This is a genomic window from Thermohalobaculum xanthum (assembly GCF_016623495.1).
Taxonomy (GTDB): domain Bacteria; phylum Pseudomonadota; class Alphaproteobacteria; order Rhodobacterales; family Rhodobacteraceae; genus Thermohalobaculum; species Thermohalobaculum xanthum.
On the sequence record NZ_JAEHHL010000007.1, the window covers coordinates 171204 to 195988 of the forward strand.

At 69.7% G+C, this 24785-nt stretch carries 22 protein-coding genes; 12 read left to right on the forward strand and 10 right to left on the reverse strand.

Going from position 1 to position 24785, the window contains the following annotated elements:
* Positions 1-3 precede the first annotated feature (3 nt).
* From gyrB to H0I76_RS12540, 3 genes are all read left to right on the forward strand, one after another.
* Complete coding sequence (gene gyrB, locus H0I76_RS12530; protein WP_200610303.1) at positions 4-2409, forward strand: DNA topoisomerase (ATP-hydrolyzing) subunit B; 2406 nt, start codon at positions 4-6, stop codon at positions 2407-2409.
* A gap of 110 nt (positions 2410-2519) precedes the next feature.
* Positions 2520-3515, forward strand: coding sequence for a DMT family transporter (locus H0I76_RS12535; protein WP_200610305.1), 996 nt, complete (start codon positions 2520-2522; stop codon positions 3513-3515).
* Between the two features lie 7 nt (positions 3516-3522).
* Complete coding sequence (locus tag H0I76_RS12540) at positions 3523-4785, forward strand: glycerate kinase type-2 family protein (protein WP_200610308.1); 1263 nt, start codon at positions 3523-3525, stop codon at positions 4783-4785.
* 32 nt (positions 4786-4817) lie between these two features.
* Here the strand turns inward: H0I76_RS12540 and H0I76_RS12545 are convergent, their stop codons facing one another.
* Both H0I76_RS12545 and H0I76_RS12550 read right to left on the reverse strand, forming a co-directional pair.
* Positions 4818-6416 (reverse strand): thiamine pyrophosphate-binding protein, encoded by a 1599-nt coding sequence (locus tag H0I76_RS12545; protein WP_200610310.1) that lies wholly within the window; start codon positions 6414-6416, stop codon positions 4818-4820.
* Between the two features lie 112 nt (positions 6417-6528).
* Positions 6529-7068 (reverse strand): adenine phosphoribosyltransferase, encoded by a 540-nt coding sequence (locus tag H0I76_RS12550; RefSeq protein WP_200610312.1) that lies wholly within the window; start codon positions 7066-7068, stop codon positions 6529-6531.
* 304 nt (positions 7069-7372) lie between these two features.
* On the opposite strand from H0I76_RS12550, the gene H0I76_RS12555 reads away from it, so the two are divergent.
* On the forward strand, positions 7373-7993 hold the full coding sequence (locus tag H0I76_RS12555) for a Crp/Fnr family transcriptional regulator (protein ID WP_325166450.1): 621 nt from the start codon (positions 7373-7375) through the stop codon (positions 7991-7993).
* Positions 7994-8108: 115 nt separating this feature from the next.
* Here the strand turns inward: H0I76_RS12555 and serA are convergent, their stop codons facing one another.
* The 3 genes from serA to H0I76_RS12570 all read right to left on the reverse strand — a co-directional run bounded on the left by serA (position 8109) and on the right by H0I76_RS12570 (position 11320).
* Complete coding sequence (gene serA, locus H0I76_RS12560; protein WP_200610316.1) at positions 8109-9701, reverse strand: phosphoglycerate dehydrogenase; 1593 nt, start codon at positions 9699-9701, stop codon at positions 8109-8111.
* A gap of 116 nt (positions 9702-9817) precedes the next feature.
* The gene (locus tag H0I76_RS12565; protein WP_200610318.1) at positions 9818-10993 is read right to left on the reverse strand and encodes a phosphoserine transaminase; all 1176 of its coding nucleotides are present in this window, start codon (positions 10991-10993) and stop codon (positions 9818-9820) included.
* Positions 10994-11155: 162 nt separating this feature from the next.
* Complete coding sequence (locus H0I76_RS12570) at positions 11156-11320, reverse strand: glutathione S-transferase family protein (protein WP_200610320.1); 165 nt, start codon at positions 11318-11320, stop codon at positions 11156-11158.
* A gap of 123 nt (positions 11321-11443) precedes the next feature.
* Here H0I76_RS12570 and H0I76_RS12575 point away from each other — a divergent pair, with 123 nt between their 5' ends.
* The 3 genes from H0I76_RS12575 to argC all read left to right on the forward strand — a co-directional run bounded on the left by H0I76_RS12575 (position 11444) and on the right by argC (position 14304).
* On the forward strand, positions 11444-12022 hold the full coding sequence (locus H0I76_RS12575; RefSeq protein ID WP_200610321.1) for a GNAT family N-acetyltransferase: 579 nt from the start codon (positions 11444-11446) through the stop codon (positions 12020-12022).
* A gap of 191 nt (positions 12023-12213) precedes the next feature.
* A complete protein-coding gene (locus H0I76_RS12580) occupies positions 12214-13263 on the forward strand; it encodes a Glu/Leu/Phe/Val family dehydrogenase (protein WP_200610322.1) in 1050 nt (349 codons plus the stop codon).
* 114 nt (positions 13264-13377) lie between these two features.
* Positions 13378-14304 (forward strand): N-acetyl-gamma-glutamyl-phosphate reductase, encoded by a 927-nt coding sequence (gene argC / locus H0I76_RS12585; RefSeq protein WP_200610323.1) that lies wholly within the window; start codon positions 13378-13380, stop codon positions 14302-14304.
* A gap of 4 nt (positions 14305-14308) precedes the next feature.
* Here argC and glmM read toward each other — a convergent pair whose 3' ends face one another.
* Both glmM and folP read right to left on the reverse strand, forming a co-directional pair.
* Entirely contained in the window at positions 14309-15652 is a 1344-nt protein-coding gene (glmM, locus tag H0I76_RS12590; protein WP_200610324.1) for a phosphoglucosamine mutase, read from the reverse strand.
* Complete coding sequence (gene folP, locus H0I76_RS12595; RefSeq protein ID WP_200610325.1) at positions 15649-16692, reverse strand: dihydropteroate synthase; 1044 nt, start codon at positions 16690-16692, stop codon at positions 15649-15651. Before folP ends, glmM begins: the two co-directional genes overlap by 4 nt.
* A 190-nt stretch (positions 16693-16882) precedes the next feature.
* Here folP and H0I76_RS12600 point away from each other — a divergent pair, with 190 nt between their 5' ends.
* From H0I76_RS12600 to H0I76_RS12615, 4 genes are read left to right on the forward strand one after another with little or no spacing between them, the layout of a single operon-like run.
* Positions 16883-17197 carry a DUF2849 domain-containing protein gene (locus tag H0I76_RS12600; protein ID WP_200610327.1) on the forward strand — a complete coding sequence of 105 codons (315 nt, stop codon included), beginning with the start codon at positions 16883-16885 and terminating at the stop codon, positions 17195-17197.
* An 11-nt stretch (positions 17198-17208) separates the two neighbouring features.
* Positions 17209-18870, forward strand: coding sequence for a nitrite/sulfite reductase (locus H0I76_RS12605; protein ID WP_200610330.1), 1662 nt, complete (start codon positions 17209-17211; stop codon positions 18868-18870).
* A complete protein-coding gene (locus tag H0I76_RS12610) occupies positions 18854-19345 on the forward strand; it encodes a DUF934 domain-containing protein (RefSeq protein ID WP_200610332.1) in 492 nt (163 codons plus the stop codon). Before H0I76_RS12605 ends, H0I76_RS12610 begins: the two co-directional genes overlap by 17 nt.
* Complete coding sequence (locus tag H0I76_RS12615) at positions 19338-20108, forward strand: phosphoadenylyl-sulfate reductase (RefSeq protein WP_234455289.1); 771 nt, start codon at positions 19338-19340, stop codon at positions 20106-20108. Before H0I76_RS12610 ends, H0I76_RS12615 begins: the two co-directional genes overlap by 8 nt.
* A gap of 93 nt (positions 20109-20201) precedes the next feature.
* On the opposite strand, the gene gyrA is transcribed toward H0I76_RS12615, so the two are convergent.
* Positions 20202-22946: a DNA gyrase subunit A gene (gyrA, locus tag H0I76_RS12620; protein ID WP_325166446.1), complete on the reverse strand. Its 2745-nt coding sequence runs from the start codon at positions 22944-22946 to the stop codon at positions 20202-20204.
* 212 nt (positions 22947-23158) lie between these two features.
* On the opposite strand from gyrA, the gene H0I76_RS12625 reads away from it, so the two are divergent.
* Positions 23159-23842, forward strand: a complete 684-nt coding sequence (locus H0I76_RS12625) for a DUF2270 domain-containing protein (RefSeq protein WP_200610334.1) — start codon at positions 23159-23161, stop codon at positions 23840-23842.
* 20 nt (positions 23843-23862) lie between these two features.
* On the opposite strand, the gene H0I76_RS12630 is transcribed toward H0I76_RS12625, so the two are convergent.
* On the reverse strand, positions 23863-24174 hold the full coding sequence (locus tag H0I76_RS12630) for a DUF3144 domain-containing protein (RefSeq protein WP_200610336.1): 312 nt from the start codon (positions 24172-24174) through the stop codon (positions 23863-23865).
* Between the two features lie 17 nt (positions 24175-24191).
* A complete protein-coding gene (ssb, locus tag H0I76_RS12635; RefSeq protein WP_200610337.1) occupies positions 24192-24689 on the reverse strand; it encodes a single-stranded DNA-binding protein in 498 nt (165 codons plus the stop codon).
* Positions 24690-24785: the final 96 nt, after the last annotated feature.

Genomic DNA, 24785 nt, shown 5'->3' on the forward strand with positions numbered 1-24785 from the left:
CAGATGGCAGAGAACGGGCAGAACGGCGAAGACTACGGCGCAGAGTCGATCAAGGTGCTCAAGGGCCTCGAGGCCGTGCGCAAGCGTCCGGGCATGTATATCGGCGACACCGATGACGGCTCGGGCCTGCACCACATGGTCTACGAGGTCGTCGACAATGCGATCGACGAGGCGCTGGCGGGCTATGCCGACCACGTGAAGGTGGTGCTGCACGCCGACGGCTCGGTCTCGGTCACCGACAACGGCCGCGGCATCCCGACCGACATCCACCCGGAGGAGGGCGTCTCGGCCGCCGAGGTCATCATGACCCAGCTGCATGCGGGCGGAAAGTTCGACCAGAACAGCTACAAGGTCTCGGGCGGCCTGCACGGCGTCGGCGTCTCGGTGGTCAACGCGCTCTCCGACTGGCTCGAGCTGACGATCTGGCGCGGCGGCAAGGAGCACCAGGCCCGCTTCGAGCGCGGCGAGACGGTCAAGCACCTGGCCGAGACCGGTGATGCGGGCGACCAGCGCGGCACCCGGGTGCGCTTCCTCGCCGCGACCGACACGTTCTCGAACATCGACTACAGCCTCAAGACGCTCGAGCACCGGCTGCGCGAGCTCGCCTTCCTCAATTCCGGCGTGCGCATCATCCTGCGCGACCAGCGCCATGCCGACGCGGTCGAGCAGGAGCTGTTCTACGAGGGCGGCGTCGAGGCCTTCGTGCGCTGGCTCGACCGCTCCAAGCAGCCGCTGATCGGCGCGCCCATCGTGGTGCAGGGCGAGCGCGACGGCATCACCGTGGACGCGGCGCTGTGGTGGAACGACGGCTACCACGAGAACATGCTCTGCTTCACCAACAACATCCCCCAGAAGGACGGCGGCGCCCACCTCGCCGGCTTCCGCGGCGCGCTCACCCGCACGATCAACGCCTATGCCGCGTCCTCGGGGCTGGCGAAGAAGGAGAAGATCAGCTTCACCGGCGACGACGCGCGCGAGGGCCTGACCTGCGTGCTGTCGGTCAAGGTGCCCGATCCCAAGTTCAGCTCGCAGACCAAGGAGAAGCTCGTCTCCTCCGAGGTCCGCCCCGCGGTCGAGAGCCTGATGGCCGAGAAGCTGGCCGAGTGGTTCGAGGAGCACCCGGCCGACGCGCGCGAGATCGTCGGCAAGATCGTCGAGGCGGCACTGGCCCGCGAGGCCGCGCGCAAGGCGCGCGAGCTCACGCGGCGCAAGACCGCGATGGACGTGGCGTCGCTGCCCGGCAAGCTCGCCGACTGCCAGGAGAAGGACCCCGCCAAGTCCGAGCTCTTCATCGTCGAGGGCGACTCGGCCGGCGGCTCGGCCAAGCAGGGCCGCTCGCGTGCCAACCAGGCGGTGCTGCCGCTGCGCGGCAAGATCCTCAACGTCGAGCGCGCACGCTTCGACAAGATGCTGTCGAGCCAGGAGATCGGGACGCTGATCACGGCGCTTGGCACCGGCATCGGGCGCGAGGAGTTCAACCTCGCCAAGCTGCGCTATCACAAGATCATCATCATGACCGACGCCGACGTCGACGGCGCCCATATCCGCACGCTGCTGCTGACCTTCTTCTATCGCCAGATGCCCGAGCTGATCGAGGCAGGGCACCTCTTCATCGCCCAGCCGCCGCTCTACAAGGTCACCCGGCGCGGCCAGTCGGTCTACTGCAAGGACGAGCGCGGGCTCGAGGACTACCTGATCCGCGAGGGCATCGAGGGCGCGACCCTGATCCTCGGCTCGGGCGAGCAGATCGCCGGCGCCGACCTGATCCGCCTCGTGGAGGAGGCGCGCCGGGTGAAGGGCGTGCTCAACGCCTTCCCGGCCAGCTATCCGCGCTTCATCCTCGAACAGATGGCGATCGCGGGGGCGATGGCGCCCGGCGTCACGCCCGACGCGGCGGCTTCCGTCGCCCAGCGCCTCGACGCGCTGGCGCCCGAGACCGAGCGCGGCTGGCAGGGCGACGTGACTGCGGATGGCGGCGTGCGCTTCACCCGCGTGCTGCGTGGCGTGGCCGAGACGCGTTCGGTCGACGCCTTCGCGCTCAGGGCCGCCGAGGCCCGGCGGCTGGCGGAACTGGGTCCGGCGCTGGCCGAATCCTACGCGACGCCGGCGCGCCTCGCACGCAAGGACCGCGAGGTGGCGATCCGCGCGCCGTCCGAGCTGCTCGACGTCATCATGGCCGAGGGCGAGAAGGGGCTCACCCTGCAGCGCTACAAGGGCCTGGGCGAGATGAACGCCGACCAGCTCTGGGAGACGACGCTCGACCCCGAGGCCCGCACGCTCCTGCAAGTGCGCATCGAGCACATGGCGGATGCCGACGAGATCTTCTCCAAGCTGATGGGCGACGTGGTCGAGCCGCGGCGCAACTTCATCCAGGAGAACGCGCTCTCGGTCGCGAACCTCGACATCTGACGCGCAACGCCTGATCCCCGGCGCACGTCCGCGACGACATCCGCCGCTGGGGCGCAAGACGCCGCCCCTCGACGCCGCCATGCTCGCGGCGTCAGGACGGGGAGATCGGCATGTCTGAGAGCGCGGAAGCCGGGGTCGTGCGCGAGCGCAGCGGGGTCGGCCTGATCCTGTTCGCGATGCTCTGCTTCGCGGTGCAGGACGCGACCGTGAAGGCGATCGCGGCCGACGTCTCGCTCTGGCAGCTGCAGGCGATCCGCTCGGCGGCGACGGTCGCGATCCTCGCCTTCGCCGGGCGCGTGCTGCTCGGCCGCCAGCCGCTTCTGCCGTCGCGCTGGCGCTGGCCGCTGATCCGCTCGGGCTTCATGGCGGGGGCGTATCTCTTCTTCTACGCCTCGCTGCCCTTCCTCTCGCTGACCCAGGCGGTCTCGGCCTTCTTCATCGGGCCGCTGCTGATCACGCTCCTCGCCGCACTGATCCTCGGCGAGAAGATCGGGCCGCGGCGGCTCGTTGCCGTCGTCGCGGGCTTCGCGGGCGTCGTCCTGATCGTCCGGCCCGGCGCCGCCGACATCCAGCTCGCCGCCTTCCTGCCGCTCGTCGCCGCGGTCTGCTATGCGCTCGGCGTCATCACCACGCGCTGGCGCTGCGTCGGTGAAAGCTCGCTTTCCCTGACGATGACGCACAACCTGCTCTACACGGGCATCGGTTTGGCGGGGCTGGCGCTGGTGCCACTGCTGCCGATTGCGGTCGAGACGCGGGCGAACCTCGCCTTCGTCACCACCGGCTGGCACCCCGTCGGCCTCGCGGTCCTCGCGGCGATGCTGGCGACCGCGCTCACCCACGTCGGCGGCATGATGTCGAGCATCAGCGCCTATCGCCGCGACGAGGCGAGCCGCATCGCGCCCTTCGAATACAGCTATCTCGCCATCATGCCGGCCTTCGACCTTGCCTTCTGGGGCGTCGAGCCGCGCGTCGAGACGCTGGCCGGCATGGCGCTGATCGCGGGTTCGGGTGCGTTCGTGGCCTGGCGCGAGGGGCGCCCGGCACGGCCGCGCGTGGTGCCTCGGGCCGATGTGCCGTGGACAACGCCCGAGGATGACGCCAAATAGGCTCCCCATGAGCGAGAAAGACAGCCCCCGCGCGCTCCTGCGCGCCATGTTCGACGCGGCCGTCGCGGCCGCCGACCCGATGGCCATGCTGGCGCGTCACCTTCCGGAGAGGCCCCGGGGCCGCACCGTGGTCGTCGGTGCCGGCAAGGCCTCGGCCCGCATGGCCGAGGCGCTCGAGGCGGCCTGGGACGGCCCGCTTTCGGGCATCGTCATCACGCGCTACGGCCATGCCTGCCCGACGCGGCAGATCGAGATCGTCGAGGCCTCGCATCCCGTGCCGGACGAGGCCGGTCGGCGCGGCGCCGAGCGCGTGCTCGAGGCCGTGCAGGGCCTGACCGAGGACGATCTCGTGATCGCCCTGATCTCGGGCGGCGGCTCGGCCCTGATGACCCTGCCCGCCGGCGACATCACGCTGGCCGAGAAGCAGGCCGTCAACAAGGCGCTCCTGGCCTGCGGCGCGGCGATCGGCGAGATGAACGTCCTGCGCAAGCACCTCTCCGCCATCAAGGGCGGCCGGCTCGCGGCCGCGGCACATCCCGCGCGGCTCGTCGGCTTGCTGATCTCGGACGTGCCCGGCGACGATCCGGCGGTGATCGCCTCGGGCCCGACCGTGGGCGAGCGCTCGACCCCCGAGGACGCCCGCGCCATCGTCCGCCGCTTCGGGCTCGAGCTGCCCGCCAGCGTCACGCGCCACCTCGCGGCCACGGCGGGCTGCCCGGCGCCCGGCGATCCCCGCCTCGCGCGCACCGAGAACCACGTCATCGCCGCGCCGCAGCTGTCGCTCGAGGCGGCGGCCGAGGTCGCGCGCAAGGCCGGCGTCGCCCCCCTGATCCTCGGCGACAGCCTCGAGGGCGAGGCGCGCGAGGTCGGCAAGGTGATGGCGGGCATCGCGCAGCAGGTGCTGACCCACGGCCAGCCGCTGCCGCGGCCCTGCGTCCTGCTCTCGGGCGGCGAGACCACGGTGACGCTGCGCGGCAAGGGACGCGGCGGGCGCAATGTCGAGTTCCTGCTGGCGCTTGCCGTCGCGCTCGACGGCCGGCCGGTCTATGCGCTGGCAGGCGATACCGACGGTGTCGACGGCGCCGAGGAGATCGCGGGCGCCATCGCCACCCCCGACACGCTGGCGCGCGCCCGCGCCGCGGGGCTCGACCCGCGGGCCGAGCTTGCCGACAACAACGCCCATGCCTTCTTCGAGGCGCTGGGCGACCAGGTCGTCACCGGCCCGACGCTGACCAACGTCAACGACTTCCGCGCGATCCTGATCCCCTGACGGCGCGGCCCGCGCGCCGCCCGATGAGCCCGTCAGATCAGCCCGTCATAGGCCCGGCGCGGGATCTCGACCTCGATCACGGTGAAGCGGTCGGCGGCCAGCGCGTCCTCCAGCGCAGGCCCAGCCTCGCCGGGGCCGCGCACGGTGACGCCGATGCCGCCGAACAGGCGCGCAAGCCCCGCGAAATCGGTGCGCCCGAAATCGACCCCGGCGTTCTGCAAACCTTCCTTGCGCTGCTTGAGCTCGATCAGCGCCAGCGAGCGGTCGACGAACACGACGACGACCACGGGCGCGCCGGAATCGCGTAGCGTCGCAAGCTCGCCCAGCACCATCTCGGCGCAGCCATCGCCCATGAAGGCAACCGCCGGGCGCCCGGGATCGGCGATGCGGTGACCCAGCGCCAGCGGCAGCGCGCAGCCCATGGTGCACAACCCCGTCGACTGGATCAGCGCGCGCGGCCGGCGAGCGAAGAAGTGCTGGCTCAACAGGATGCGGTGCGCGCCGCTGTCGACGCTCGCCACCGCATCCGCCGGCAGAACCGCCAGCATCTCGGCCATCGCGTGGTCGGGCCCCCAGCTCCCGCGCGGGCGGAACGCCTCGATCAGCTCGGCCCGCACCCGGCCCGGCGTGCCGCAGGCCCAGAGATCCGTGCCCGCCGGTCCCAGCGCCGCCAGCCCGCCCGCGACCGAACAGAGCCACGAGAGGCCGGCGCGATGCATGTCATGGGTGTTCGGCGCATGGGCGAACTCGATCGCCTTGCCCGGCTCCCACGGATCGCGCCAGCCGACGCGCATCTCGATCGGATCGTAGCCGGCCAGGATCACGAGGTCCGCCGCCTCGAACAGCGGCAGCAGGATCGCGTCGGATTTCGGGCTCAGCCCGTGACCGCCGAGGCAGAGCGGGTGGTCCTCGGGCAGCACGCCCTTGGCCTTGTAGGTGGTGACCACCGGGATGCCCTGCGCCTCGGCGAAACCGCGCAGCGCTTCGGGACCGCCCGCCTCGTTCAGCACGTCGAGCCCGGCAAGGATCACCGGCCGGCGCGCCGCCGCCAGCATCGCGCGCGCACGGTCGAGCGCGGGCCCCCCGGCCGGCGCGCTCGGCGCCACCGCCGCTGGCATCGCCTCGCGCGGTGCGGGCTGCGCGGCGCCGGCCACGCGGATCGGCAGGTCGATATGGACAGGTCCGGGGCGGCCGGACTGCGCGATCCTGATCGCCTTCTCGATCATCACGTCGATGGCGCCGTCGGCCGCCGTGAAGCTTGCCTTGCAGACCTGCCGGAACACGGCGCCATGGTCGAACACCTGGTGAGTGTAGGACATCGCCACCGCGGGATCGACCATGCCCGAGATCACGATCAGCGGGACACGGTCCTGCTCGGCATTCGCCACCACGTTGAAGGCGTTCGCGACCCCCGGCCCCACCGTCGCTACCAACACACCCGGCGCGCCGGTCGCGTGCCACGCGCCCTCGGCCATGAAGCCGGCCGCGTTCTCGTGGCGGGCCAGCTCGAACCGGATCCCGGCGCGTTCCAGCGCGTCGATCAGGGTCAGCACCTCGCCGCCGGGGATGCCGAATGCGTGGCGCACGCCGGCGGCGTGCAGGCGGCTTGCGATGATGTCGGCGGCGTTCATGGGCGCGGGCTCCTGCGGGGTCACGTCGCCCGGTCTAGCAGAGCCCGCGCGAGGGAACAGCCCGGATCACGACAGCTTGCGCCAGGGATCCGGCGCAGCCGCCGCCGTGGCCTCAGTCGCCGTCGAAATCGCAGAGCGTGAGCACCTCGACGCCCAGCTCGCGCAGCCGTGCCGACCCGCCCAGGTCCGGCAGGTTCACCACGAAGGCGGCGGCGACGATGTGCCCGCCCAGCCGCTCGATCAGCTTGACGCCGGCCACGGCGGTGCCGCCCGTCGCCAGCAGGTCGTCGACCAGCAGCACCCGCGCCCCGGGGTCGAAGGCGTCATGGTGGATCTCGACGATCGCCTCGCCGTATTCCAGCGAATAGGCCTCGGCGATGGTGCCGCCCGGGAGCTTGCCCTTCTTGCGGATGGGCACGAAGGGAAGGCCCAGCTTGTAGGCCACCGCGCCGCCCAGGATGAAGCCGCGCGCATCCATCGCGGCAACCGTGGTCAGGCGGTCCTCGGTGAAGGGATTGGCCAGCGCGTCCACCGCCTGCCGGAACCCGGTGGGATCGCTGAACAGCGTCGTCACGTCGCGAAACTGCACGCCCGGGATGGGGAAGTCCGGGATGGTGCGGATGTAGTCCTTGATCGCGCGCGTCTCGCTCATCGTGCCCCCCTTTGCTGCGGCGGCGCGATCATACTGGCGCGCGACAGAAACTCAACGTCCGGGCGGCGATTGTTGCCGCGCGGGATATGTGCGCTGATCGCGTTGACAGCCGTGCGAGGGCCTCGCAAGCTGCCAGCATTCCGCGCCTTCGCGGCCCGACGAGACAGGGAGACCCCCGCTGCCGCAGCCACGCGCCCTCCGGACCGCCGCGACATGCGAGGTTTGCGACCTGCAGCACCTGGGCCTTTGCCAGGCCCTCGACGAGGGCACGATCGACGCGCTCCGCGCGATCGCGCGCCGCCGCATCTTCGCGCCGCAGGCGCAGATCATCGCCGAGGGCAGCCGCCCGCGCGAAGTGCACATGCTGCGATCGGGCATCGTGCGGCTTTCCAAGCTGCTGCCGGACGGGCGCGAGCAGATCGTCGGCCTGCTCCAGCCCAGCGACTTTCTCGGTTGCGCCTTCTCCGAGTCGTGCAAGTTCACCGCGACGGCGCTGCGCGAGACCGAGCTGTGCAGCTTCGACAAGGCGGGCTTCGAGGCGCTCTTGCTGGCCCACCCCAGCCTCGAGCACGCCTTCCTGAAGGAGGTTCTGACCGAGCTCGACGCCGCGCGGGACTGGATGGTCGTGCTGGGCAGCAAGTCCGGCCTCGAGCGCGTAGCGAGCTTCCTCGCGCTGGTGATCAACCGCGCTGACAGGCTTGGCTGCCCGCACAGCCGCAAGGGCATCCGGCCGGTCTACGAGCTGCCGCTCACCCGGGTCGATATCGGCAGCTTCCTCGGCCTCTCGCTCGAAACCGTAAGCCGGCAGGTCTCGAAACTCGCCAGCGAGGGCGTGATCGAGCTGCTCGACCCGCGCCGCTTCCGCATCCTCGACGCTACCCGCCTGCGCGAGCTCTCGGCAAGCGGCCTGAGCGAGGTGGGGTAGGACGCATGCGCCGCCCCCGCACCAAACGATGCACGTCAGTGTATTTTATTTATTTTCAATAATTTGACCCCGTTTTCACGCGTGAAAACGGGGCCGTCCGCCTGGCTTGCCCGCCTCAGAAGACGAGCGCCTTGGCCTCCTGCACCTGCGGCAGCGCCCGGATCTCGTCCAGGGTTTCGGGCGAGAGCGCCTCGTCCACGCCCATCAGCGTGATCGCGTCGCCCCCCTTCTCGGACCGTCCCAGCGCAAAGGTCGCGATGTTGATGCCCAGCTTGCCGGTGGTCATGCCCAGCGCGCCGATGAAGCCGGGCTGGTCGGTGTTGACCGTGTAGAGCATGTTCGGCTGCGGCTCGGCCTCCATCCCGATCCCCTTGATCTGGATGAAGCGCGGCTTGCCGTCCGAGAACAGCGTCGCCGCGACGGACCGGGTCTTCTTCGCCGTCGTCACCAGCAGGCGCATATAGGTGCCGTATGCGCCCTGGGCGTCCTTGCGGGTCTCGGCAATGTTGATGCCCCGCTCGCGCGCCAGCACCGGCGCCGAGACCATGTTGACCCCGCCCTCGCCCATCTGGGGGGTGAGCAGCGCCGCCGTCAGCGCCGCCGTCAGCGGCTTGAGGTTCAGCTCGCCCACGCGGCCCACGAACTCGATCTCGATCTCGGTGATCGGCTCCTCGGTCAGCTGGCCGGCGAAGCTTCCCAGCACCTCGGCGCAGCGCACCCAGGGCTTGAGGATCGGCGCTTCCTCGGCGGTGATCGAGGGCGCGTTGATCGCGTTCGAGATGGCGCCGTAGTTCAGGTAGTCCGACATCTGCTCGGCGATCTGCAGGGCGACGTTCTCCTGCGCCTCGCTGGTGGCCGCGCCCAGGTGCGGAGTGACCACCACGTTGTCGAGCCCGAAGAGCACGTTCTCCTTGGCCGGCTCGACCGAGAACACGTCGAAGGCCGCGCCCGCGAGGTGACCCTCGCGCACCGCGTCGGCCACCGCTTCCTCGTCCACCAGCCCACCGCGGGCGCAATTGATCAGCCGCGCGCCCTTCTTCATCTTCGCGATCCGCTCGCGGCTCAGCAGGTTGGCGGTCTTTTCGGTCTTGGGCAGGTGCAGCGTCACGAAATCGGCGCGGGTCAGGAGGTCGTCGACCTCCTCGATCTTCTCGACGCCCAGTTCGCGCGCCCGGGTCTCGCTCAGGAAGGGATCATAGGCGATCACCTTCATCCGAAGACCGCAGGCGCGGCTCGCGACGACCGATCCGATGTTGCCGCAACCGATCACGCCCAGCGTCTTGCCGGTGATCTCGACCCCCATGAACCTCGATTTCTCCCACTTGCCGGCATGGGTCGAGGCATTCGCCGCCGGGATCTGCCGGGCCAGCGCGAACATCATCGCGATCGCGTGCTCGGCGGTGGTGATCGAGTTGCCGAACGGCGTGTTCATCACCACGATGCCGCGCGAGGACGCCGCCGCGAGGTCGATGTTGTCGACGCCGATGCCCGCGCGGCCGATCACCTTGAGATTGCTGGCGCGCGCGATGATCTCGGCGGTGGCCTTGGTCGCCGACCGGACGGCGAGGCCGTCATAGTCGCCGATGATCTCGGCGAGGCGGGCGGGATCCTTTCCCAGCGCCGGCTGGAAATCGACCTCGATCCCGCGGTCGCGGAAGATGGCGACGGCCTGGTCGGAAAGCGCGTCGGAAATCAGAACCTTTGGCATCTCGTCTATCCTGTCTCGGAGCGCCGGCGCGGCTGCGCGCGCGGACGGTCGGCTCCATATGTCCTGTCGGTGAGCCCCTCCGCCGCGGCGCAGGGGCGAAAAACGCCGTCCCTGTGTCAGGCGGCCGCGCGTTCCGATCGGGCGGCGGCGAAGGCCCAGTCGAGCCAGGGCAGCAAGGCCTCGACATCGGCGGTATCGACCGTCGCGCCGCACCAGATGCGCAGGCCCGCGGGCGCGTCGCGGTACCCATTGATGTCGAGGGCGACGCCCTGCTTTTCCAGCGCGCTCACCATCGCCTTCACGAAGGCGCGCTGGCCCGCATCGTCGAGCGCCGCGATCTCGGGGTCGACGATGCTGAGGCAGACCGAGGTGTTCGAGCGCTGCGCCGGTTCGGCGACCAGGTTCTCGACCCAGGGCGTGCGGTCGACCCAAGCCTGAAGCGCCGCGAAGTTCGCATCGGCGCGGCCCATGAGCGCCGGCAGGCCGCCGATTTCCTCGGCCCATGCGATGGCGTCCTCGTAATCCGCGACGGCCAGCATCGAGGGCGTGTTGATCGTCTCGCCCTTGAAGATGCCCTCGATCAGCTTGCCGCCCTTGGTCAGGCGGAAGATCTTGGGCAGCGGCCGCGACGGCGCGAAGCTCTCGAGCCGTTCGACGGCGCGGGGGCTCAGGATCAGCATCCCGTGCGCGCCCTCGCCGCCCATGACCTTCTGCCACGAGAAGGTGACGACATCGAGCTTGGGCCAGTCGAGCGGCTGGGCAAAGGCCGCCGAGGTCGCGTCACAGATCGTGAGCCCGGCGCGATCGGCCAAGATCCAGTCGGCATTGGGCACCCGCGCGCCCGAGGTCGTGCCGTTCCAGGTGAACACGACATCCGCGTCGGCGCGGACCTGCCCGAGGTCCGGCAGCGTGCCGTATGGCGCCTCGATCACGCGGCAATCAGCAAGCTTGAGCTGCTTGACTGCATCCGTCGCCCAGCCCGCGCCGAAGCTTTCCCATGCCAGGATATCGACCGGGCGCGCGCCCAGCATCGACCACATCGCCATCTCGACCGCGCCGGTGTCCGAGGCGGGAACGATGCCGACGCGATAGCCGTCGGGCACGCCCAGCAGCGCGGCGGTCCTGTCGATCACGGATCTGAGCTGCGCCTTGGGGCCGCCGGCACGGTGCGAGCGTCCCAGGAAGGCGCGCGACACGACGGATTCGGCCGACCAGCCGGGGCGTTTCGCGCAGGGACCTGAAGAGAACTCGGGGCGCCGAGGACGCACCTCGGGCATGGGGGGGAACGTCATGGACGCGCTCCGTCGTCAGGGCGAGGTTCCTGAGCCCGCCGCCACTCGCCCTGCCGACGACGCGCCCACCGCTCGCATACGCCCGCCACATCGCGTCGTCAACTGGATCGATGTCGCATTCGGCGCCGCAGGCGTCGCTCGTGCTCCCTGCCCGCACCCCGCTCAGCGCCGCTCGATCTCGACGGCGCGGACGACCGCGGGTCGAGCCCGCATCCGCTCGCGGTGGGCAAGGACCCTTGGCAGGCGCGCCAGATCGGCGCGGTCGCCTTCGAGCCACTGCGCCAGCGTGAAGAGAGACGGGTCGGCAATGGAACAAGCGGCGCCCACGGCCCAGCCGTCTTCTCGAAGCCCGCGCGCAATGCGCCATCCGCGCGAAGCGCCGGCCCAGCCGTGACCCAAGCGGCGATGCGTGGCAGAGTTGCGCAGCCGAGGCGACCGCGGAGAAGAACGATGATCGAGCTCGAGCCCCCCTTCCGGCTCGCCACGCGCGAGGATGCCGCGGCGCTCGCGGACCTCGTGAACTTCGCGGGAGAAGGCCTGCCGCTCTATCTCTGGGCGACGATGGCGAAGGACGGCGAGGACCCGTGGGAGGTCGGCCGCCGTCGGCAGGCCGAGAAGACCGGGACCGCCCGCATCATCGTGGCAGACGAAGGCGCAGGCACGCTCGCGGCGCTCACCGGCTACGAGATCGGGACGACGCCCGAGGAAATTACCGCCGATCTTCCGCCGCCGGTCGTTCCCCTGGTCGAGCTCGAGAACCTCGCGCCCTCGAACTGGTACGTGAACGTCCTCGCCGCCTACCCGGAGGCACGCGGCCGCGGCCTTGGCGCACGGCTGCTGGCGGTCGCCGAGAAGATCGCCCGCGACGAGGGCCTCGCGGCAATGAGCATCATCGTCGCCGATGCCAACACCGGGGCGCGCCGGCTCTACGAGCGCACCGGCTATGCCGAGCGCGCGCGGCGGCCCATGGTCCATGACGGCTGGCGAGGGCGCGGCGAGGAATGGGTTCTACTGGTGAAGCCCCTCTGATTCGCGGGCGGCTGCGGGCGCGCCACGTGGCTTGCGCGGCCGCGAAACAATGTTGCGCGGCGAGTTCCGCCCACCCGCGCCGCGCCCGCCGCACAAGCGCCGCGGCGATCAAAGAATCCCGGGTTTGCAGAAGGCGCGGCGTGGCGGCATCGTGCTGCCAACAACGCTCCAGCCTTGGGGAGGCCGCGGTCATGGACACCTTCACCCATCACGATTTCGACGACCACGAGCAGGTCGTCTTCGCGCATGACGCCGAGACGGGACTCAGGGCGATCATTGCGGTCCACGACACCACGCTGGGGCCCGCGCTCGGTGGCTGCCGCATCTGGTCCTACGCCTCCGAGGGCGAGGCGCTCACGGACGTGCTGCGGCTGTCGCGCGGGATGAGCTTCAAGGCGGCGCTCGCCGACCTGCCGCTCGGCGGGGGCAAATCGGTGATGATGGTCGGGCCCGACCGGCCGAAGACGCCGGCGATGATGCGCGCCATGGGCCGCGCGGTCGAGCGCCTGGCCGGACGCTACATCGTCGCCGAGGACGTGGGCGCAACGGTCGCGGACATGGACGAGATCGCAACGCAGACCCGCCATGTCTCGGGCCTGTCCGGCAGTGTCGGCGATCCCTCGCCCTGGACCGCGCGCGGCGTCTTCCTGTCGCTCGAGGCCGCGGTCCGGCACCGCCTGCAGCGCGGGCTCGACGGATTGCGGGTAACGGTGACCGGGCTCGGCAATGTCGGCGCGAGCCTTGTTGCCCAGTTGGTGGATGCGGGCGTCGAGGTGTCCGTCGCCGACATCCGCCCCGAAGCCGTCGAGGCTGCGCTGGCGCGCGGCGCGGCGCGGTCGGTCGAGCCGAGCGCTGCGCACCGGGTCGCGGCCGACGTGTTTGCGCCCTGCGCCCTGGGCGCGGTGCTGAATGCCACGACCATCCCCGAGCTCGCCGCCCAGATCGTCTGCGGCGCGGCGAACAACCAGCTTGCCACGGTGGCCGACGGCGAACGTCTCAGGCGGCGCGGCATCCTCTATGCGCCCGACTACCTCGTGAATGCCGGCGGCCTGATCTCGGTCGCGCGGCCCTCGACCAAGCTGTCGGATGCCGAGGCGACGGCGCGGCTCGAGGCGATCCCCGAGACCCTGCTCGAGATCTTCGCCAAGGCCGAGGCCGAGCAGATCTCGCCCGACGCCGCGGCCGATCGCGTCGCGCGCGCGCGGATCGCCAAGGGCGTGCGCAAAGCCACCGCGGCCTGAGCGAACCCGCGTTCCGGGCATCACGCGGCCTGGCATCGCAAGCTTGCCGCGAGGGCTCGGAGCCGTTATCGGGAGACACGGGCTCGAGAGGCGCGCGCAAGGGAGGCGTCGACGATGACGCACACGGTCTTCATCGATGGCGAGGCAGGAACGACGGGTCTGCAGATCCGCGAGCGGCTGCAGCCGCGCGGCGATGTCGAGCTGATCCGCATCGATCCCGAGCGCCGGAAAGACCCCGAGGCGCGGCGCGAGGCTTTTGCCGCCGCCGATGTCGCGATCCTGTGCCTGCCCGACGACGCCGCGCGCGAGGCCGTGGCCCTTGCAGGCAATCTCGGCACCCGGTTCATCGACGCCAGCACGGCGCACAGGGTCGATCCCGACTGGGAATACGGCTTCGCCGAGATGACGGACGGCCAAACCTCGCGGATCGCGGCCGCCCGGCGTGTCTCGAACCCGGGATGCTATCCGACCGGCGCGATCGCGCTCCTGCGCCCGCTTGCCGAGGCGGGGATCATAGGCCCCGATCAGCCGGTGTCGATCAATGCCGTGAGCGGCTATTCAGGTGGCGGCAAGTCACTGATCGAGGAATTCGCTGCCGGCACGGCGGGCGATTTCTTCGTCTACGGGACGTCGCAGGCGCACAAGCACCTGCCCGAGATGCGGCTCTACTCGAAGCTCGAGGTCGCGCCGATCTTCGTGCCCTCGGTCGGGAACTTCGCGCAGGGCATGATCGTGCAGATCCCGCTGCATCTGAGCACGCTTGCCTCGGCGCCGAAGGCGGCCGACCTCACCGAGGCATTGCGCGCGCATTACGCCGGCAGCCGCTTCGTCAGCGTCGTCGAGCCCGGCCATTACGGCGCGCGCATCGACCCCACGCGGCTCAACGGCACCAACCGGCTCGAGCTGTCGGTGCATGGCGACCACGCGTCCGGTCGCGTCGTGCTGATCGCGGTGCTCGACAATCTCGGCAAGGGCGCGTCAGGTGCCGCGGTGCAGAACCTCAACCTGATGCTAGGGATCGACGAGGCCGCGGGGCTCTGAGGCCTCAGCCTGCCGCGCGTTCGACCGCCGAGCAGATCGAGTCGACCACCTGTGCGAGCCGGCCTGCATCCTCGGCCTCGCCCATGACCCGGATCACCGGCTCGGTCCCCGATGCGCGGATCACAAGCCGCCCGGACGCGCCCAGCGCCGCCTCGCCGTCGCTGATCGCCGCGCGGACCGCAGGATCCGCGAGCGGCTTCGACGCGGCGTCGAACCGGACATTCTTGAGCAGCTGGGGAAACGGCTCGAACATCGCGCAGACCTCGGAGGTCGGGCGGCCCTCGGTCACCACGGCATCGAGCACCTGCAGAGCCGCCAGCAGGCCGTCGCCCGTCGTCACGTGATCGGCCAGCACGATGTGCCCCGATTGCTCGCCACCCAGGTTGTAGCCGCCCGAGCGCATCGCCTCGACCACGTAGCGGTCGCCCACCTTGGTGCGCAGCAAGGCGATGCCGCGCTTGGCGAGCAGGCGCTCGAGCCCCAGGTTCGACATGACGGTCGTGACCAGCGTGCCCTTTTCGAGGCGCCCGCTCTCGGCCCATCTCGTCGCGATCAGCGCCATGATCTGGTCGCCATCGATCACGCGGCCCTGCTCGTCGATCAGGTGGACGCGGTCCGCGTCACCGTCGAGAGCGATCCCGATATCGGCACCCGATTCGACAACCGCACGCTGGCAGGCCGAAGGGTCGGTCGAGCCGCATTCCCGGTTGATGTTCTCGCCGTTGGGGGTGACGCCGATCTTGATGATCTCGGCCCCCAGTTCCCAAAGCACGCGCGGCGCGACCGAGTAGGCGGCACCGTTGGCACAGTCGATGACCACCTTCAGCCCGTCGAGACCGCGCCGGCGCGGGAAGGTCGCCTTGGCGAACTCGATGTAGCGCGCATGGCCGTCGTCGAGACGCTCCATCACGCCGATCTTGCGCGGTGGCGCGAGTTCGACCGGAGCTTCCATCAGCCGCTCGATCTCGGCTTCGATCTCGTCCGACAGCTTGTAGCCGTCAGGGCCGAAAAGCTTGATGCCATTATCCTCGAAAGGGTTGTGGCTGGCCGAGATCATGACGCCCACATCCGCCCGCAGCGACTGCGTGAGCATCCCCACGGCAGGCGTCGGGATCGGGCCCAGCATCTGCACATCCATGCCCACCGACACGAACCCCGAGGCGAGCGCGTATTCGAGCATGTAGCCCGAGCGCCGCGTGTCCTTGCCGATCACCACGGTGTGGCGCCGCGTGCCCGAGCTGAAATGCCGGCCCGCCGCCATGCCGAGCCGCATCGCCACCTCGGCCGTCATCGGGTCGGTATTGGCGCGCCCTCGGATCCCGTCGGTGCCGAACAGCTTACGGTTCATTCTCCCGCCCCCTCTTCCCTCAGAGCGTTCCAGACGGCGACGGCCTGCACCGTTTCGGGCACGTCGTGCACACGGATGAGATGCGCTCCCTGGTCGAGTCCAGCAAGCCCCGCGGCGATCGAGCCCGGCGCCCGCCGCGCTGCATCGCCTTCGCCCGAGAGCGTTCCGATGAACCGTTTGCGCGAAACCCCCAGCAGCACGGCGCAACCCAATCCGTGGAACAGCGAAAGCCGCCGCAGCAGCGCGAGATTGTGCTCGAGGGTCTTGCCAAAGCCGATGCCCGGGTCGACCGCGATGCGTGCGCGCGGGATCCCTGCGGCCTCGGCAGCCAGAACGCGCGCCTCGAGCCAGTCGTAGATGTCCAGAAGAACATCGTCGTAGCGCGGATCGCGCTGCATGGTCTGCGGATCGCCAAGCGCGTGCATCAGGCATAGGGCGGGCGCCGCACGGGCAACCTCGAGGCTCGCGGGGTCATGGGTCAGGGCCGAGATGTCGTTGAAGAGCGTCGCGCCCGCCGACAGCGCCGCATGCGCGACTGCGGCGTTGCGCGTGTCGATCGAGATCGGCGCCGGGCATCCCGCACGCCGCAGGCCTTCGATCACTGGAAGTACCCGGTCGAGTTCCTGCGCCTCGGGCACCGGCTGCGCCCCGGGCCGGGTGGACTCGCCGCCGATATCGATAATGCCCGCCCCCGCCTCGGCCATCGCCATGCCGTGGCCGATCGCCGCGGCCACGCCCTCGTGGACGCCCCCGTCCGAGAAGCTGTCGGGCGTCACGTTCAGCACGCCCATGATCGCGGGCTTCGCGAGGCTCACGCCGGCAAGGTCTGGGCGGCTCGCACCGGCGCGACCGACCGCCTCGGCCAACACCGGCGAGATTGCGACCGCCGCGTCGACGGGAAGGATCTCGGGGCTCGCGTTGCGGCGAAGCACCTCGATCTCGCGAAAGAACACGCGGCTCCCGGCAAGGCGCCATGCGCCGGGGCGCGCCTCGAAACAAGGCACCGGACGGGCATAGAGTCGATCGGACGCGCCTGACATCGTGCGCGCATACCCGAAGCGCGGTTCCGCGGTCAAAGAGACTTTTCGATAAAACATATATTGATTGTGAAATATTTAAAGATGATTTTGTTGGATGTAATTTATTGCAATTCACACTTCCGATTGCTAACTGGTGACGAACACCAGCCGGCATGCGATTCCGGCTCGCCCTGTCACGGGAGATGAAGAGATGGCCAAGGCTTTCACCACCACCGTTTTCGCGGCCAACGACCTGATCGGTGGCGACAGCGTCTATCTCGGCGCGGATGCCTGGGTGCGCGATATCTCGATGGCCGAGGTCGCCGGCGATCCCGCAGAGGCCGAGGCCCTCGCAGCGCGCGCCGCCTTGGGCGAGCGCGCGAACATCGTGGTCGGCGTCTATGCCGTCGATGTGAGCCTCGCGGACGGAACCCCGTGGCCCGTCACGCGGCGCGAACAGATCAAGGCGTCGCGCAGCACGACCATCCCCGTCGGCCCGGCCGCACGCCTCGACGTCGCTGCCTGAGGACACGCACCATGTATCGCTACGACGAATTCGATGCGCGCTTCGTGAAGGCGCGGGTTGCGGAGTTTCGCGACCAGGTCGAGCGCCGGCTGACCGGCAGCCTGACCGAGGACGAATTCAAGCCGCTTCGCCTGATGAACGGCCTCTACCTGCAGCTCCATGCCTACATGCTGCGGGTGGCTATTCCATATGGAACCATCTCATCGCGGCAGATGCGGATGCTGGCCGAGATCGCCGAGCGCTGGGACCGCGGCTACGGGCATTTCACCACGCGCCAGAACATCCAGTTCAACTGGCCCAAGCTGCGGGATGTCCCCGACATCCTCGACGCGCTCGCTTCGGTCGAGATGCACGCGATCCAGACCTCGGGCAACTGCATCCGCAACACCACCTCGGACCCGCTTGCCGGCGTCGCCCCGGACGAGATCGAGGATCCGCGGGTAACCTGCGAGGTGATCCGCCAGTGGTCCTCGCTCCACCCGGAATTCACCTTCCTTGGCCGGAAGTTCAAGATCGCGGTCAGCGCGGCGGAAGAGGATCGAGCGGCGGTCGCGACGCATGACATCGGCCTCTACATCGTTCGCAACGACGCGGGCGAGGTGGGCTACCGGGTTCTGGTCGGTGGCGGCCAGGGCCGGACGCCGATGCTGGCGCGCGAGCTGCGCGCCTTCCTGCCGAAGGCCGATCTTCTGCCCTATCTCGAAGCGGCGCTGCGCATCTACAACCTGCATGGCCGGCGGGACAACAAGTTCAAGGCGCGCATCAAGATCCTGGTGCACGAGCTGGGTATCGAGGAATACCGGCGGCAGGTGGAAGCCGAGTTCGCCCGCATCGATCGCGACGCGATCGCCGCGCCGGCCGAGGAGGTCTCCCGTATCGCTGCCTATTTCGCGCCACCCGACCTGCCGGTGCGCCCGGCCGAGGACGCGGCATTCGAGCGCGCACTCAAGACCGATCCTGCCTTTGCCGCCTGGGTTGCGCAGAACACGCATGACCATCGTGCTCAGGGATACCGCGCAGTCACGGTGTCGCTGAAGCCCGTCGGCGGCGTGCCGGGCGACGCGACGGCCGAGCAGATGCGGGTCCTCGCCGATCTTGCCGAGCGGCATTCGGCGTCCGAGCTGCGCGTGACGCACGAGCAGAACATCGTCCTGCCGCACGTGGCGCTGGCCGGTCTCTACAAGGTCTTCCGCGGGCTCGCGGGGGCCGGGCTCGACGCACCGAACCGTGGCCTCGTGACCGACATCATCGCCTGCCCGGGCCTCGATTACTGCGCGCTCGCGACCGCCCGGTCGATCCCGGTGGCCCAGGCGATCTCGCGGCGCTTCGCCGATCCGCGCCGGCAAGCCGAGATCGGGCCACTCTCGATCAAGATCTCTGGATGCATCAATGCCTGCGGCCACCACCATGTCGGCCACATCGGCATCCTGGGCATCGATAAGGCCGGCGTCGAAAGCTACCAGATCACCCTGGGTGGCCATGCCGGCGCAGACGCCTCGCTGGGCGAGCGGACCGGTCCGGGCTTCGCCTACGAGGAGGTCCCGGGCGTGATCGAGCGCCTGGTGGAGCGGTATCTCGAGCTGCGCAGCTCGCGGCGCGAGACCTTCCTGCAGACCTATCGCCGTGTCGGCATGGAACCCTTCAGGGAGGCGCTCTATGAGCCTGCTCTTTGATCGCGACGGCGAGCTTGCCAATCCCTGGAACCGGATCGAGGGTGACGCGCCTCTGCCCGACGGCGCGGTGATCGTCGATCTCGAGCGGCTCGGCTCGGTGGACCACGCGCCGCTCGGGGTGCATATCCCGAACAACACCGACCCCGCGCTTTTGGTCGGGGACTTCGGACGCATCGCCCTGATTTCGGTCGGGTTCCCCGGCTTCAGCGACGGGCGCGGTTTCTCGATCGGGCGCCAGCTGCGCGCGCTGGGCTTCGCCGGCCGATTGCGGGCAAGCGGTCCCGTGATCGTCGACCAGTTCGCCTATCTGCTGGAATGCGGCTTCGACGAGGTCGAGATCCCCGACGCCGTGGCCGAGCGCCAGCCGCTCGAGCTCTGGCGCGCCGCGCTTGCGCGCGCCGAGCACGCCTACCAGCGCGGCCGCCAGGGCGCGCGCAGCTCGATCCTCGACGCGCGGAGAGCCCGCAATGCCTGACGGCCTCAGCCACCCCATCCGGCGGATGAGCGCCGCGGCCAGTGCCGCGGCCCTCAACCGGATCCATCGCGACAGCCCGGCCGAGGAGATCCTGGCCGAGGCGCTGGCGGTCCACGATGTCGGCGAGGTCGCGCTGGTGTCGTCGTTCGGCGCGGAATCCGTCGTGCTGCTCCACATGATCTCGCGCGTCGCGCCGGACCTGCCGGTGCTGTTCCTCGAAACCGGAATGCTGTTCCCCGAAACCCTCGCCTATCAGCGCGATCTCGCCGATCGTTTCGGGCTGCGCGGGGTCCGCGTGATCCGCCCCGACGCCCGCGACCTCGCGGCGGCCGATCCGGCGGGGGACCTCCACCAGCGCGACACGGACGCGTGCTGCGACCTACGCAAGACGCTGCCCCTCCAGCGCGCGCTCCAGCCCTTCGCGGCCTGGATCACGGGTCGCAAGCGCTACCAGTCGGACACGCGGGCCGCGCTCGAGCCGTTCGAGGCCGAGGCCGGGACCGTGCGGATGAAGATCAACCCGCTCGCCCGCTGGGACGCGCGCGACGCCGCGGACTACATCGCCGCGCACGACCTGCCGCGCCATCCGCTGGTCGCCCAGGGATACCCGTCGATCGGCTGCGCACCCTGCACCTCGCCGGTGCGCGAAGGCGAGGATGTCCGCGCCGGCCGGTGGCGCGGACAGGGCAAGGTCGAGTGCGGGATCCATTTCGACGGCCAGAGCTGGGTGCGCACCGCCGCCTCGCTGCCTGGGCCCTTCTAGACGGCGGGCCCGGCCGAGCCGCGCGCCGCCACCAACGTCAGACCGAGCCCAGCCCCGCCACGCTGACGGCGGAGAGCGTGGCGTTCTGCCTGCTCACGCCTCCTCGTCCTCGTCGTCGCCATGCTCGGCGATCCAGGCGACCGAGACGACCCGTTCGTCGCCCGAGGTGTTGAACACCCGCACGCCGCCCGCGCTGCGCGAGCGGAACGAGATGTCGGACACGGGGCAGCGGATCGACTGCCCGGCATTGGTCACGAGCATGATCTGGTTGTCCAGCTCGACCGGGAACGAGGCGACGAGCAAGCCGCCGCGCATCGCCCGGTCCATTGCCGCGACCCCCTGGCCGCCGCGCCCGCGCACCGGATAGTCGTGGCTCGACGAGAGCTTGCCCATTCCCCGCTCGGTGATCGTGAGGATGAGGTCTTCCGCCGCCGACATCTCGGCATAGCGCTCCTGCGGCAGGGCGATATCATCGACCTCGGCCTCGTCGCTGTCGCGCTCCTCGATCTCGTCGACGGCGCCGGCGACCGCGCGGCGCATCTTCAGATAGGCCGCGCGCTCTTCGGGGCTCGCCTCGAAGTGCCGGATCACCGACATCGAGACGACCTCGTCCTTCTCCGCCAGCCGGATGCCGCGAACGCCCGTCGACTCGCGCCCGGCGAAGACGCGCACATCGGTCGTCCGGAAGCGGATCGCCCGGCCCCGGGCCGTCACCAGCATGACATCGTCGTTCTCGTCGCAGATCCGCGCGCCGATCAGGCGCGTGTCCGAATCCGGATCGAACTTCATCGCGATCTTGCCGTTGCGCATCACGTTGGTGAAATCCGAGAGCTTGTTGCGCCGGACATCGCCCTCCGAGGTGGCAAAGACGATCTGCAGCTTCTCCCACTCGTCCTCGGGCACGTCGACGGGCATGACCGCGGCGATCGAGACGCCCTGGCTGATGGGCAGGATGTTCACCATCGCCTTGCCGCGCGCGTTGCGCCCGCCGGACGGCAGGCGCCAGGTCTTCATCTTGTAGACGATCCCGTCGGTGGTGAAGAACAGCAGCGGCGTGTGCGTGTTGGCGACGAAGAGACGGGTGACGAAATCCTCCTCCTTCATCGCCATGCCGGCGAGCCCTTTGCCGCCGCGTCCCTGCGTGCGGAACTCGGCCAGCGGCGTGCGCTTGATGTAGCCGCCATGGGTGACGGTGACCACCATGTCCTCGCGCTCGATCAGGTCCTCGTCCTCGAGGTCGCCCTCGTATTCGACGATCTCAGAGCGGCGCGGCGTGGCGAACTCGGCGCGCACAGCCTCGAGCTCCTCGCGCACGATGCCGAGGATGCGCTCGCGCGAGCGCAGGATGTCGAGGTAGTCGGTGATCTTGGCGGCCAGCCCTTCGAGCTCGTCGCCGATCTCCTTGACACCCATCGCGGTGAGGCGCTGGAGCCGCAGATCGAGGATCGCCCGCGCCTGGGCGTCCGAGAGGTTGTAGGTCCCGTCCTCGTTCATGGTGTGGCTGGGGTCGTCGACCAGCCGGATGTAGTCGGCGATCGCGGCCGCCGGCCAGCGGCGCTCCTTGAGCCGCTCGCGCGCCGTCTGCGGGTCCGGCGACGAGCGGATCGTGGCGACCACCTCGTCGACGTTCTCGACCGCGACCGCCAGTCCGCACAGCAGATGCGCGCGCTCGCGCGCCTTCGTCAGCAGATGCGCCGTGCGGCGGGCCACCACCTCCTCGCGGAAGGCGATGAAGGCCACGAGCATCGTCTTGAGGTCGAGCTGCTCGGGCCGCCCGTTGTTGAGCGCCAGCAGGTTGCAGCCGAACGAGGTCTGCAACTGCGTGAAGCGATAGAGCTGGTTGAGCACGACATCGCGGGTCGCGTCGCGCTTGAGGTCGATCACGATCCGAACGCCGAAGCGGTCGCTCTCGTCCTGGATATGGGCGAGACCCTCGATCCTCTTCTCGCGCGCAAGCTCGGCGATCTTTTCCACCAGCGTCGACTTGTTGACCTGGTAGGGGATCTCGGTGACGACGATGCGCGGCCGGCCGGCGGCCTCGATCTCGCGCTCGTCGACGCGGGCGCGCAGGATCACGCTGCCGCGCCCGGTCATGTAGGCCTTGCGCGCCCCGGACCGACCCAGGATCACACCGCCGGTCGGGAAATCGGGTGCCGGCACGTAGCTCATCAGCGCATCGGTATCGAGCTCGGGGTCCTCGATCAGCGCGATGGTCGCCTCGGCCACCTCGCCAAGGTTGTGCGGCGGGATGTTGGTCGCCATGCCGACGGCGATCCCGCCGGCGCCATTGACCAGCAGGTTCGGAAAGCGTGCCGGCAGCACGACCGGCTCGCGGTCCTGGCCGTCATAGTTGTCCTGGAAATCGACGGTGTCCTTGTCGAGGTCTTCCAGCAGCGCCTGCGCCACCTTGGCCATGCGCACTTCGGTGTAGCGCATCGCCGCCGGGGCATCGCCGTCGAGCGACCCGAAGTTCCCCTGCCCGTCCAGCAGGGGAAGGCGCATCGAGAAATCCTGCGCCATGCGCACCAGCGCGTCATAGACCGCCGAGTCGCCATGCGGGTGATACTTGCCGATCACGTCGCCGACGGTGCGCGCGGACTTGCGATAGGCCTTGTCGTGGGTGTTCCCGGCCTCGTGCATCGCGAACAGGATGCGCCGGTGCACCGGCTTGAGGCCGTCGCGCAGATCGGGAATCGCGCGGCTCACGATCACGCTCATGGCGTAATCGAGATAGCTGCGCTTCATCTCCTCTTCGACGGCGATGCTCGGGCCGTCATGGGCGAGGCGGGGCAGTTCGTCGCCGCCGTTGTCGTCGCCGTTCGTCGTGTCGTCGCTCACCGGATCACCCCTTGCCCGGCTGTTTGCTCCGGGTCTCGTTTTCGCGTCGGCGAGTATAGGACGCGGGCTTTCCACCGGGCAAGCATCGGACGCAGGATATTGCGGCTGCGGGCGGGAAAAACCACCGGATCTCGCGATTGTTGCGGGCAATCTGTCGCCGCCGGGCAGGCTGCGCTAGGATCGGAGGAAAACAGGCGCCGAAGGGGGAAACCATGGTTGACGGGCGCGTGCCGGAAGGGGGGCCGGCAAAGACCTTCTCGGGCCCCGAGCTCGGGGCCATCGCCCATCTTTATCGGGGCGAGGTCTACCGCTCGACGATCTGGCGCTCGCGGCTCGACAACACGACGAACTGGGCCGTGGTCACCACCGGCGTCGCCCTGTCGCTGGCCTATGCCGAGCCGATGGCCTCGCCACTGCCGCTCGTGCTCGTCGGGCTGCTGGTCGTCGTCTTTCTCGCCTTCGAGGCGCGGCGCTACCGCTACTTCAACGTCTGGCGCGCCCGCTGCAGGCTGATGGAGACGGACATCTACGCGCCATTGCTGCGCGGCGAGGGCGTCACGATGGACGGCGAGTGGAACACGCTTCTGGCCAACGACTACGCCCGGCCGCGATTCCACATCAGCTATGCCCGCGCCGTGGGGCGTCGGCTGAGGAAGAACTACGCCTACATCCTCGCGGTGCAGGCGATCGCCTATTATGGGAAGCTCGCGATCCACCCCAGCGCGCTGGAGAATGGCGCGCAGATCTTCGAGCGCGCAACCATCGGACCGGTCCCGGGCGAGGTCGTCGTGCTCGCGGGCGTGGTCTTCCACCTGTCTTGGATCGCGCTGGCGTTCGTGACCCTGCGGATCGAGCGCCGATACCGCCGCCCGGACAAGCTGATCTCGATCGCCTGAGGCGCCGGCGGCGCGGTCCCTCAGTCCTTCTTGGCGACCAGCGTCTGGCCCATGTTCTCGCGCAGCATGCGCTCGTACTGGTCGCGGAAATAGAGCACCGTCCGCTCGTCGATCTCGCCGGCGTCCACGCCCTGGGTCTGGGCCAGAAAGGCGTTGAACCGCGCCGTCGCGTACATCATCGCCGCCGAGATCCGCGAGGAGGGAACCTCGTCCGTCAGGCGGTTCGCGACGGCGATGAACTGGTCGGCCATATCGAAGAAGGCGCGGTCGACGTCTCCCGCCGCGTCATGCGGATGCCCGCAGTCCGGTCCGTGCTCGTGGTCATCCGCCATGTCGGCCCCAGCCTCGTTCAGAACGGGATGTCGTCGTCGAGGTCCCCGCCTCGGCCGCCGCCGCCACCACCGCGGCCGCCGCCATAGCCGCCACCCTGGTCGCCGCCGCCAGCGCCGCCAAAGTCGTCGCGCCCGCCGCCGAAGCCGCCGCCACCGCCTTCACCGCGGCCGTCGAGCATGGTCAGCTCGCCCCGGTAGGGCCGAAGCACCACCTCGGTCGAATAGCGGTCCTGGCCCGACTGGTCCTGCCATTTCCGGGTTTCGAGCTGGCCCTCGAGATAGACCTTCGAGCCCTTGCGCAGGTAGCTCTCGGCGATCTTGATCAGCGGCTCCGAGAAGATCGCCACCGAATGCCATTCGGTGCGCTCCTTGCGCTCGCCGCTTTCGCGGTCGCGCCAGGTCTCGGAGGTCGCGATCCGCAGGTTGCAGACGCGCCCGCCATTCGGGAACGAACGGGTCTCGGGGTCGCGGCCCAGATTGCCGATCAGGATCACCTTGTTCACACTGCCCGCCATGGCGCGGCCTCCCTCCTGCCCTCGAAGCTTGATTCTGCCGGCACCTTATCCGGGCCCTCGGCGCGACGCCACATCTGCTCGTCGCGCGCCGCCGGT

Coding starts and splice junctions, on each gene's coding strand:
- gyrB (WP_200610303.1), top strand. CDS start 4: ATGGCAGAGAACGGGCAGAACGGCGAAGACTACGGCGCAGAGTCGATC.
- H0I76_RS12535 (WP_200610305.1), top strand. CDS start 2,520: ATGTCTGAGAGCGCGGAAGCCGGGGTCGTGCGCGAGCGCAGCGGGGTC.
- H0I76_RS12540 (WP_200610308.1), top strand. CDS start 3,523: ATGAGCGAGAAAGACAGCCCCCGCGCGCTCCTGCGCGCCATGTTCGAC.
- H0I76_RS12545 (WP_200610310.1), bottom strand. CDS start 6,416: ATGAACGCCGCCGACATCATCGCAAGCCGCCTGCACGCCGCCGGCGTG.
- H0I76_RS12550 (WP_200610312.1), bottom strand. CDS start 7,068: ATGAGCGAGACGCGCGCGATCAAGGACTACATCCGCACCATCCCGGAC.
- serA (WP_200610316.1), bottom strand. CDS start 9,701: ATGCCAAAGGTTCTGATTTCCGACGCGCTTTCCGACCAGGCCGTCGCC.
- H0I76_RS12565 (WP_200610318.1), bottom strand. CDS start 10,993: ATGACGTTCCCCCCCATGCCCGAGGTGCGTCCTCGGCGCCCCGAGTTC.
- H0I76_RS12575 (WP_200610321.1), top strand. CDS start 11,444: ATGATCGAGCTCGAGCCCCCCTTCCGGCTCGCCACGCGCGAGGATGCC.
- H0I76_RS12580 (WP_200610322.1), top strand. CDS start 12,214: ATGGACACCTTCACCCATCACGATTTCGACGACCACGAGCAGGTCGTC.
- argC (WP_200610323.1), top strand. CDS start 13,378: ATGACGCACACGGTCTTCATCGATGGCGAGGCAGGAACGACGGGTCTG.
- glmM (WP_200610324.1), bottom strand. CDS start 15,652: ATGAACCGTAAGCTGTTCGGCACCGACGGGATCCGAGGGCGCGCCAAT.
- folP (WP_200610325.1), bottom strand. CDS start 16,692: ATGTCAGGCGCGTCCGATCGACTCTATGCCCGTCCGGTGCCTTGTTTC.
- H0I76_RS12600 (WP_200610327.1), top strand. CDS start 16,883: ATGGCCAAGGCTTTCACCACCACCGTTTTCGCGGCCAACGACCTGATC.
- H0I76_RS12605 (WP_200610330.1), top strand. CDS start 17,209: ATGTATCGCTACGACGAATTCGATGCGCGCTTCGTGAAGGCGCGGGTT.
- H0I76_RS12610 (WP_200610332.1), top strand. CDS start 18,854: ATGAGCCTGCTCTTTGATCGCGACGGCGAGCTTGCCAATCCCTGGAAC.
- H0I76_RS12615 (WP_234455289.1), top strand. CDS start 19,338: ATGCCTGACGGCCTCAGCCACCCCATCCGGCGGATGAGCGCCGCGGCC.
- H0I76_RS12625 (WP_200610334.1), top strand. CDS start 23,159: ATGGTTGACGGGCGCGTGCCGGAAGGGGGGCCGGCAAAGACCTTCTCG.
- H0I76_RS12630 (WP_200610336.1), bottom strand. CDS start 24,174: ATGGCGGATGACCACGAGCACGGACCGGACTGCGGGCATCCGCATGAC.
- ssb (WP_200610337.1), bottom strand. CDS start 24,689: ATGGCGGGCAGTGTGAACAAGGTGATCCTGATCGGCAATCTGGGCCGC.